This window comes from Pseudoalteromonas sp. NGC95 (assembly GCF_015864705.1).
GTDB classification, from domain to species: Bacteria; Pseudomonadota; Gammaproteobacteria; order Enterobacterales; family Alteromonadaceae; genus Pseudoalteromonas; species Pseudoalteromonas arctica.
In genome coordinates this window covers 1-10,302 of the sequence record NZ_JADYWR010000045.1, presented here as the reverse complement: position 1 = coordinate 10,302, position 10,302 = coordinate 1, and the positions used below count along the sequence as shown (strand labels likewise).

General features: G+C 33.1%; 7 protein-coding genes and 2 pseudogenes. 4 read left to right on the top strand and 5 right to left on the bottom strand.

Annotation, left to right across the window (positions count from 1 at the left end; translation table 11 throughout):
- Positions 1 to 142, bottom strand: a pseudogene (locus I6E70_RS20285) (S24 family peptidase); the annotation flags it as partial.
- Between the two features lie 287 nt (positions 143 to 429).
- On the opposite strand from I6E70_RS20285, the gene I6E70_RS20280 reads away from it, so the two are divergent.
- Positions 430 to 1,167 (top strand): endonuclease, encoded by a 738-nt coding sequence (locus I6E70_RS20280; RefSeq protein WP_197189482.1) that lies wholly within the window; start codon positions 430 to 432, stop codon positions 1,165 to 1,167.
- Between the two features lie 337 nt (positions 1,168 to 1,504).
- Here the strand turns inward: I6E70_RS20280 and I6E70_RS20275 are convergent, their stop codons facing one another.
- Positions 1,505 to 3,217 (bottom strand): hypothetical protein, encoded by a 1,713-nt coding sequence (locus tag I6E70_RS20275; RefSeq protein ID WP_197189481.1) that lies wholly within the window; start codon positions 3,215 to 3,217, stop codon positions 1,505 to 1,507.
- A 126-nt stretch (positions 3,218 to 3,343) separates the two neighbouring features.
- Here I6E70_RS20275 and I6E70_RS20270 point away from each other — a divergent pair, with 126 nt between their 5' ends.
- The 3 genes from I6E70_RS20270 (at position 3,344) to I6E70_RS20260 (ending at position 5,615) form a co-directional block, all read left to right on the top strand.
- Entirely contained in the window at positions 3,344 to 3,769 is a 426-nt protein-coding gene (locus tag I6E70_RS20270) for a hypothetical protein (protein ID WP_197189480.1), read from the top strand.
- Positions 3,770 to 4,322: 553 nt separating this feature from the next.
- Positions 4,323 to 5,324 carry a helix-turn-helix domain-containing protein gene (locus I6E70_RS20265; RefSeq protein ID WP_197189479.1) on the top strand — a complete coding sequence of 334 codons (1,002 nt, stop codon included), beginning with the start codon at positions 4,323 to 4,325 and terminating at the stop codon, positions 5,322 to 5,324.
- Positions 5,325 to 5,459: 135 nt separating this feature from the next.
- Positions 5,460 to 5,615, top strand: coding sequence for a hypothetical protein (locus I6E70_RS20260; protein WP_197189478.1), 156 nt, complete (start codon positions 5,460 to 5,462; stop codon positions 5,613 to 5,615).
- Between the two features lie 269 nt (positions 5,616 to 5,884).
- Here the strand turns inward: I6E70_RS20260 and I6E70_RS20880 are convergent.
- From I6E70_RS20880 to I6E70_RS20245, 3 genes and pseudogenes are all read right to left on the bottom strand, one after another.
- A pseudogene (locus tag I6E70_RS20880) lies at positions 5,885 to 6,325 on the bottom strand (BRCT domain-containing protein); the annotation flags it as partial.
- A 119-nt stretch (positions 6,326 to 6,444) separates the two neighbouring features.
- Positions 6,445 to 6,714: an AVAST type 1 anti-phage system protein Avs1c gene (avs1c, locus tag I6E70_RS20250; RefSeq protein WP_197189477.1), complete on the bottom strand. Its 270-nt coding sequence runs from the start codon at positions 6,712 to 6,714 to the stop codon at positions 6,445 to 6,447.
- Between the two features lie 9 nt (positions 6,715 to 6,723).
- On the bottom strand, positions 6,724 to 10,128 hold the full coding sequence (locus tag I6E70_RS20245; protein ID WP_197189476.1) for a hypothetical protein: 3,405 nt from the start codon (positions 10,126 to 10,128) through the stop codon (positions 6,724 to 6,726).
- Positions 10,129 to 10,302 lie beyond the last annotated feature (174 nt).

Here is a 10,302-nt window from a genome sequence, read left to right as displayed (position 1 = left end):
GGCCTGAAGCTAGACCAATAAAAGTGGCGTTAGGATGTTTTATTATCAGCTCATCGATTGAAATATCTAGCTCAATATATTCTGCGGCAGGAGATTCAAAGCCGGTAATACCTGCTTCTATAAAAATTGGAATAATGTACATACGCACCTCTACACTGTTTATTTATACAGTATAGTTTGAGAGATGAAACATACCAATACTTTTTTAATTTTTAAGTTATGGAAAGGCAAATTAAATTTGGAGATGAACCTTTATGTTAGGTAATAAATTCCTACCATATTTGTATACCATCCTATGGTTATCAGGGGTTTAATTCTGTGTTAATAAAGAAACCAGTTTATTTAAACTTATCTCTTACCACTCTATATATTGAACTCTTCCATTGTTACAGGCATATTCATGCAAATGACTAATTATCAGATAACTCAATGAAATTATTAATAACCTTACTACTAACAATACTAAGTACCTCAGAAGTATTAGCTGAAAATCAAAAAATAGAATCATTTAGTAAAGCGAAAAAGGTTTTAGAAAAACAAGTCTATAACAATCACCGAAGTACGCTTTATTGCGGTGCTGAATTTGATTCCCAGAAAAAAGTAATAGCACCAAAAGGCTTTACCACGACTAAGTATCTTAAGCGTGCCAAAAAAGTTGAGTGGGAGCATGTTGTTCCTGCGGAGAATTTTGGTCGAACTTTCAGTGAATGGAGAGATGGGCATAAAGAATGTGTTAATAGTAAAGGAAAGTCATTTAAGGGGCGAAGGTGTGCGGAGAAAGTCAACACTGAGTATCGCCTCATGCAGGCAGATATGTTCAACCTTTATCCTGCTATAGGTGCCGTTAATGCACTAAGAAGTAATTATAATTTCACTGTACTGCCTTCAGCACAAAGTGATTTCGGTAGTTGTGCGATGAAGATAGATAACAGAAAAGCAGAACCGCCTGAATCAGCTAGAGGAGAGATTGCGCGTACTTACCTTTATATGGAGAGCGCTTATAAACGTTATAATATGAGCTCATCACAACGAAAGCTAATGAATGCTTGGGATAAGATGTACCCTGTAGATAATTGGGAATGTACTAGAGTAAAGAAAATATCTAGTTTACAAAAAAGCGACAACATTGTAGTTAAAGACCGATGTGTAGCAAGAGGACTTTTATAAGGTATTTCGTTTAATAAGTTTTTCCAGTCTATAAAAGGATACACATGCTTCTTTAATCAGCATGTGTATGGTTAAGTGTGAGTAATAAGTAACTATTAAATAGAGAGTAACCTACGAAAATTCTCGTTTCGTATGTAAAAAGGGTATAATTAGTTTTTCTCAAATAAGTCGAGGATAGTGAAATAGTTTTTAGGTATTAAATTCAATGCCGTATGGCTTATTATAGAACACTTAAATTAGTGAGAAACATACAAAGCCTTTATTTCAACCACGCTATCTTATTTTCACAATTAACTATAAATCCCACTGTTAAAAACACTACTTTTGACTAATATAATTATTTTTCGTGGTTGCTTTTTATATTTTTCCCATCAATTTTTGAATCGTATGCTTGAATTAGCAACTTAAATTTTATGTTACTTTGAAACTGATTCAGATATTCATGATTTATATTAACCCCAAGAAAGGCGAATAATTCTGGCAACATGTCAACGCTCTGGGACAATGTCAGACGGCAGAATGGTAGCACTGATGACGTTCGCTTATACTTAGAGTCAAATTGTTTTTGAAAAATAGGTAATAGCTCTTGTACAGAAGAATCACTACCTTCACAGATATTAATAGCTAAAGATATCGCATCACTTATGGGCCGGAGAGGATTTACTATTATATTAGGGTGCTTTTCATTAAAGAGCCTAAATACATTGAACATCATCATTTCTCCGTCAGAAAGGTCCTCTAAGTATTTGACAAAAGCTGGATTCATAACTGGATAGAATATATGTTCATCTTCTATATAAAGAGCTATGGTCATAATTACAGCATTAAACTGGTTATGCTTCATTGAAGAATACACGAGCCAGTGCAGAATTATTTTATGTACTAACGTCGCTGCCAAGAATTTCCCCAGATGAACTTTTCCAATAACTGATTCTACTTTTGTACAATAGCTAAAGGCTATATCGAACTCCTCCTTTTCTGTGAAATAAAACATCTTGTAATAGTCCAAGAGTGCTTCACTTAATAAGCTTTGTTCGGGGTTATATTCATAAAGCAGTGTAAAGTAATCGTGTTTCTCTAGCTCTTGATGGAGGATGTCGAACTTAGGCCAAACCTCATCGCAGTTATTCTCTGCAATATTAGAACAAATAGCCGGATAAGTAGGTGAAATCAATGATCCTAGATAATTATCTACTTGAAGAATAAGCTTTATTCCATCCTCTTTCTGCCATCTATTATAATAATCGTCGCCGCATAGTAATACGTGACATATGTCTTTATGTAATGAGAGTAGTCGATATTTGTTGTAGTTCATATTGTCAAAATTCACCAAATATTCAGCTACAAGTTTAAGATGTATAAGTACACCATTATCCTCAAGGCGCCTTATAATCATTGCTGCAATATACGCTGACTTTACTTTCAGTGAATGTTCGTCAACATGTATGCTTTTGTCACCTAATTCTTTTAAATCTTCTTTGAGAATAGATATATCATTTTTTATCGTAGCGATACTTCGGATGCTATTACCGCGAATATCATTTATCCGCGCCGTAAATTTTGGGGTAATTAATTTATTCTGAGATTTAATAACATATTTAGCCCATCTGCTTTTTTCAGCAGGCTTTAAGGGCCAATGACTTGATGCCTCATATTTAGATATTAAGAATTTACCAAAAAAGTGAATCGCATTTCCTTCATATTTTCTGTCTGAATATTTATGTAATAATGCAGCGATCATTGGGGCATAAAGATATATCCAATATATGTTATCCCCCTCGCTTTTATTTACATATGTTTCGAAGGGTGGCGAATTAAGTTCATTAACGAAACGTTGTAAACTAGATGCGTATTTCAAAAGAGGTAATGGATGACTTTGAGCAAGGTTCTCAGTAAAGAGCTTTAACGAATGTATATAAGCCTTCTGGTGACGTTCTAGGCTAGAGTGCTCCTTGAATCCAAGCTTTTCATTTCTTAATGTCCCTTTGGTCATACCACTGTAATCAAAAACCAGACTAAGTAATTTTAGGTAATTATCAGGTATAAACATTGGTAATCCGCCTTTTACGGTATTATTTTATTCAGATTAGCATAAAATGAAAACATCTAAAAAGCAGTAGCGTATGATACGTACAAACCAAAAAGATAACTTTACAATACTTTCGAGGATAAAATTATGAGTACTAATGACATACTTTTGGAAATAGAATCTACTATTGACGAGGTTATAGAAGAAGCTGAAAACTTTAAAGATACAGTCGAATCAACTACCAGCCATGCCCGCTATGAAAATGACCTAGTAATTAATAGTAGAGAAAATTATGTTCCTTTAGACAATCAACCATATGGTGAAGAGTTAATTCGTACTGATGATATAGCAGAATCAGTTGGAGAAATACTTACCGAACTAGAGCTAGTAAGAGAGGAAGGTGATATCAGTAAAATTATTAAGTTACTTCAAAATGCTGAAGAAACAATTGCTACGCATCAGAACACTTTTTCTGATTGCTTCAGTGATGCATTTATTGAGAAGTCAACAAAAGAAGCCACCGATGATTTTAGCTATACTGGCAGTGAGGACTATTTAGATGAAGATAATTAATTTTTGCCTTTAAAATTTAGTATTTAGATCAGATTCATAGAGATCGCTTCAGTCTGGCTGTCTCTTAGTCACATCTATAGCTTGCACCTAAGGTTCACTCGATTAAAGTAGCGTAGTGAGTTGAGATATAATCCCCTCATTCTAATAGAACCTATCAGTAGAACGTTATAAATGGGCGAATTACAGATGGTCAATAATTATGATACCTAAAGTAAAAGTTTTATTTTTTGTTTTTTAAAGAGAAAAACTCTTGGCAACCAATCTTTTCAGTTAGTAAAGTAACAAATACTATAGAAAATCATGTCTATAAATCCAATAGGTATAATAGACTTTGGGCGCCGCTAAATGTAGTTCATACTTTTAACTAAAAGATGAGCAACAGAACCATTCACATTGTTGAGCCCAACTTCCATACTTAGCCCTTTCAGCCCTTTATTAATTAAGCATTATTACTCCAAATGCCAATTAACATGAATTCGTGAAAGAGTTCGTTTACACGTAACCATTAGCTTCTATAATTGCTGTAACATTCATTCAAATGATTAAAAATAAAATGGCTCAAGAATCTATTCAAATAAATAAAAGCTTACTTAAACACCTCAGAAACTTAGCCGGTGAGAATCAGACTGATACTGCTTATGCCTGTAATTTGAGTGACCGGCAATACCAAAATATTGAAAGTAAAGGAAGTACAACCTCTATAACCATTTCAAGAATCGCAGAGCATTTTAATATTACGGTTGATGAACTAATGACAAATATCTGCGCAGATAACTCTCTTTGGTATGTTACTAGACCGTATTACATTGTTGGAGATGTAGAACAAGGCTATAACAAGCTGTTAGAAGAAATTATGAGTAAAGCAAAAGATCTTGCTGATATATATTCTCCTAAATTGGCCATTAAAAATAGTAAACAACTAAAAGAAATAACTCTTTCTTATAATAATAATATTGAGTATTGCTGGACCATGCGACCACTACTATACAATAAAAAAATTGGCCTTGTATGGACTGATTTATCGGAATGGCAGCAAGATGAATGGAACGATTCTTTTGATAAACTGATATATGGCTGTGTCTACGATGTACATATTGATGATTCTCCGCTAATCCCTAAAGAATGCACTTCTCATTTTTTAGTTAAGTTTAATGAAGTAACTCAAAGTAAGATCGTAAACAAAGGCTATCGTCTCTTTGATACTGATGCTGAATTTAGAGTGTCATTAACTGAATGGGTAGACTCAAATCGTTTTATTATTCCTTCGTCTAATCAATATAGTGGTTGCTTATATATCATTTATGATTTTCTCGGGGAAATGACCAAGTCAATAAACATTTTTCGCGTTTGGATAGATGAAAAAGGAAAACGGCATCAAGCACCTTGGCCCACTTCAAACATTGAAAAGGTAATTGAATCGATTACTGATAGAAAAGATGGACAAAGAAAATGGGCGATCCCTATAGGCATTGGGAAACCCTTATGTACTGAAGCATCCCCGATGATACCCGAAGTTACTGAATTAACTGAAATAGAATTAACACTGAGCTTATAGTAAAGAAGTCCTAATGTTTAATAAAAAGGAAAATATCATGACCAAATCAAGCAAGCTTACATCATTCAATATCCAAATAAGACTGGTACTAAATCACACAGAGAGCGCGACAATAATTCATCGCGTGGTAGATAAATGTTAAGTGAAAAAATAGAAGGCTACAATGCTTACTGGAAAGGTAAAACTAAAAGCTCAAATCCCTACCATTGGTCAGATGAAACTTGGTGGATGGTAGAAAGTTGGGACGAAGGCTGGGTTGAAGCGGAAGATGAAGATTATGACGATGACTAGGAGGTTTACCTTTAAACACTATTCTCTAACTTTACTATAATATCTCCAATAATTGCTGAAAATGATAAGTCTTCAACATTGGTAGGCTGTGTAATATCACATTATCAGTACTTTCCTGTTATAGCCTTGATAAGTTCAATGTTACACGCATAAAATTTATAATAGATGATCGTCTATTTATACGTGTAACTATCTAATAGTAAGTAGGGTAAGTTATTATCTCTTTAATATTTTAAATAGTTAATTTACCCTATTAAATTTATATATTCTTACTCTGTTAGAACTTTCACACCCTTATCTTTAGCTGCAATAATTTTTTTCACCAACTTTTTCATCTGCGACTAAGTAAGTAGTTTTACTTGTCGCTGATTTTGCGACTTTAGCGCCTAAAGATTTAGCATGTTTGTCCATATCTCCTCTTGAGCCTCGTTGTATAGACCCAATAAAAACAAGAACAGAACCTGCAACTGGGATGAAGTGTTATCACTTTCGGACTTTTTAATCGTATCTGCTAAGTTAAATCCAAGCTCATAAACTTTAAAAAACTCTTCTTTGACATTTTTTAGCCCTTCAACAATCTATTCCGCACTGGTCTGAGCAAAGCCGTCAATTTCCACTATTTGTTCTGCGCATAGTTCAAATAACTGGGTGATCGAATGATGCTGAAGTAGTTTTTCACAATTATCACTACCTAGTCTACTAACTCCAAAAAACAGACAAGCGATGTTGCTGTTTAAAATCCCACTATTGCCCTTTATTTCGATAGTAATTTTTCAATAAGCTCTTTTATTTTCATCCATAAATTTTTAGCTTAAAAAATTACTATTAACTATTTTATTGTATCTTTAGGGGGGACAATATTAGCTATATCCGGGAAGTTATTCATCATGTTAGCTAAGTTTCTGCTACTTTCGTCAATTGTTAAGAGATCAATCCTCTTATTGGGAAGCTTTCTAACTTTTTTCAAACTAATAACGCTATGTGTAACGTCCTGTGAAAAGTGCATTTTTCCTTGGTGCATTTTTTCTGCGAGTAAATCAAAGTTACGCTCAAACTCCAATCTATTTCTAGGAGCTTTCGTGTTTACCATTCTAGTCATTTTTGTTTCCTAATTAATCATAGTTACTTCTAAAGTTCTTCGGTTAATTATAAATGATGGTCTTAAATTACAGTCAACGCGCCAAAAAATTTCCCAGCCATGTTGAGATAAAATATCTAACTTGTCACTTGTTATCATCGTTCGATTACCTTCCCTTATCGGTCTGCCCAATTGATCCGGATCCCAACTTCGACCTTCTATCCAATGGTTTTTACTAATGTCACTAGGTTTAATTTTACCTGCGAAACCCTGAATGCCTAAATTGACAAATGAAGGGGTCACCCTTCCACCAATATAATTCATTCCTGCTGCACAATTGAATAAGAAGCTCTCATTTCTTTTCGATGAATTATCGTGAATATCTGTAATTATAGGGTTTTGATTTGCTTGAAATTCTATAGGATAAAGGTGGGTTGTAGAATTACTTAAAACAATTGATATTTCAATAAATTTTGGGCTACCTTCAGAAGGTGTAATTACCTCAAAGTAGTGCAAATATTCACTACTATCTTCTTTGAGAAAATCCATAGGATTTTGTGAACACTCTGAAAGGAATTGAGTCACTTTTTCATCAATTCTATTTTGACAAACATTTTGTATGCTTTCATCTGGAAAACTAGGATTGAATTGTCTTAATACAGAAATAACTGAATTAATATTTTCAACTGTGACTCTATCTTGAATAATAGAATTGATTATTGGTAATAATTTATTATTAATATACTTTCCATATTCTCCTAAGTTATAAACTTTTTGGACTTTGTCACTGATACTTGAAATTTCATCGTACCCTAATCCTCCGAAACTTTGAGTCAATAGCATATCTAAGGAAAGAAAATCTGAGTCCTTCCATACATCAATATTTTTTAATTTATATAAAATACTATTTAGAGGCTCACATAAACTATCTATATTTACTTTATCTTTAACTTTTCCTTTTATTTCTATAGGCCTACTATTAAATATTGCGTTTTCTAGCGATAGCTCTTCATCTAATAAAGAACTATCAGACTTATTTATACATAAAATAATTAGATACCACGTATGTTTTATGACTAAATGTTTACAATTTTCTATTCTATTAATTAATAACGATATATTTATATGAGACTTGATTTGGTTAACATCTTCAATAGCTAATGAATAAATTATTCCAACGGCAACCTCTGGAGATGAAGCTTGTATGTCTTTTAATGAATGTTCAGCTAAAACAGGTAGATAAAGGTCTGGTTCAAATCTTGAAATAGATTTTATTATGTTAGGTATTCTTGAATATATAACTGGAGACGGATGTTCAATAAAATTGAGTAAAAAAACGATTAACTCTTGATCGTTAGAGATTGAATTTGAATTCTCAAAGTCCATCCATTCAAAATTTTCAATAATATGCTTTGGAGGCGATACCATAATTTTTATATGTTCAATAATACATTCGTGCAGCAGTTCAACCTTTTCAGGAGGTAGTACATTACTAAACTTTGAAATTAATTTTTCTACTATTAACCAGTCTGTAGCATGTGGTTCATCGACAATAATAGGCATTAATATTTCTAATAGTTCACTTTCATTGCATAATTTAGATAGCTCTATAAATGCTTTATCATTTTGACCAAGGTTTCTCGACCAAACTCCCCACCCTGAATTTTGTATGGCTCTTAGAGATAATAGTAATTCTTGCTTACTTGTTACTTTATCCTCAATATCTAGAGCTTCTTTAGCAAGAGTATAATGATTATCAAATTCATTTAACCCTTGAGCCCTTCCAAAAGTTCCGGCTAGGTAAATGGAATTATCTGAGCCATCTTCCTCTTTATCTATTTGATCTAAATCTTCGTTTTCAATTCCTGTAAAAATAGATTCAGATGTTTTTGTTACTTCCACATCAATTTTATTCCGATTAATCAGTAGAGTTAACTCATTAAAGTGAGACGGCTCAAGATAAGTATTAAGTCCATTGATAAATGCGTCTCTTATAGTAAACTCCATATCAGAAATTAGAATTTGGATAATCCTATTCATATAGAAGTTTGATTTTATAGTGTCACTCTTATTAACGATTTTGGCAAAAACTTCAGAGAAACGACTGATATATCTATCATCTCCGATTAGAAATAGTTCACTAATAGCCCATTTTAAGCTAGGTTTTATGGCACTTGTATTTTCTAGTATGCTTAATATTCCACTTTGTTCATCTATTTTTCTTACTCCAGTATCGTAACTTGCTCCTTTATATAAACTATCAATTTGATTTGCCTCAACTTTCTGCAAAATTAAATTAGGATCAAGAGGAATAGTTTCATTTTGAAAGTACTTTATAGCAACGGATAACTTTCCTGATGAACATAAAGAGCCAATAAACTCTTCCTTCTCCATCCGTATATAACGTTGAAAAGTCATTTCACCATCTGCAAAATCTAAAATAGGAGCTACTTCCTTTGGAGACCATGAAGCCTTATGGCGCTTAAGCATACTCAAAGATGAATTAATTAATCCTAACTGATCTTCTTTATACCATGATGGTCCCATAGAAGAGTTTAGCAATTCTTGAAAACATTCGTCAGCGCGGCTGCTACCTAAGGTCCTATAATATGTAGCTAATAAGACTAACTCTTGACATCTATCCCAACGATTCTGAACACCTAATAGGACGTGTTTTTCAAGTTCTTTTAATAACTTAAATATATTTTTTTTATGCTCTACTTGGGGAAGTAATTTCTTTGTGATTGTATGAATCGTCTTTCTAAAGCCTTCTGAATAAACTCCTAACTGTTTATCTGAATGTTCATAAATAAAATCTATATACTTACCTAAATTTTGTTTTGCATATAGAGAGAAAAATTCCAAGATTGAATTATAAATAAGAGGAAGAACCTCCTCTACTAACATGTATGAACGTTCAAATTCTGAACGGGTTAGCAAATCAAACTTAAGAAGAGGTAAAACCTTTTCTAACATGTCTACAGATAATTGTTCTGACTCTTCAAAAGTGACTTTTTGCTTCCAAGCGTAACCTAGAAGATAACCAATATAAGAAACAATACTTTCTAACGAATTCTCCCATTCTGTATCGGTAAATAACTCCAAGTCAGGAGGGGAGTAAAGCTCATCTAGAAAAGCTTTATATTTAGAGTTTGATAGTAAGTTTGCAAACCAATCGTAATTTAAGTCAACCCCATTACTTTCCCTAAAATCAGGTATTTCATGGGAATTGCACCCATTGATCAAGCCCGCCAATACATCATATTTGATCGATATCCCATCCAATAGCTGTAAAATAATAGGGAAATCTTTTTCCTCAGGCTTATATTCTGTTAGAGCGTACTCGATATCTTTAATAATATTATCAAGGTCCACTTGGGTCGGTGAAATATCACGAAAATAGCCTACATGGTTGTACGCTTGAATTAGTGTCATTGTGAAAGAATTATCAATAGCGACTTCTCTTCTTTCAAGTTCTTCTATCGGTATGTAGTGGTAGAGTAATTTTGGTCACCCATTAAGAAAGAAATGTTATGCTATTTGCATACAAATTTGGGTGAAAAAAATGACAAAATTAAACCGTGCAACGTACTCCGCTGCAATCAAATT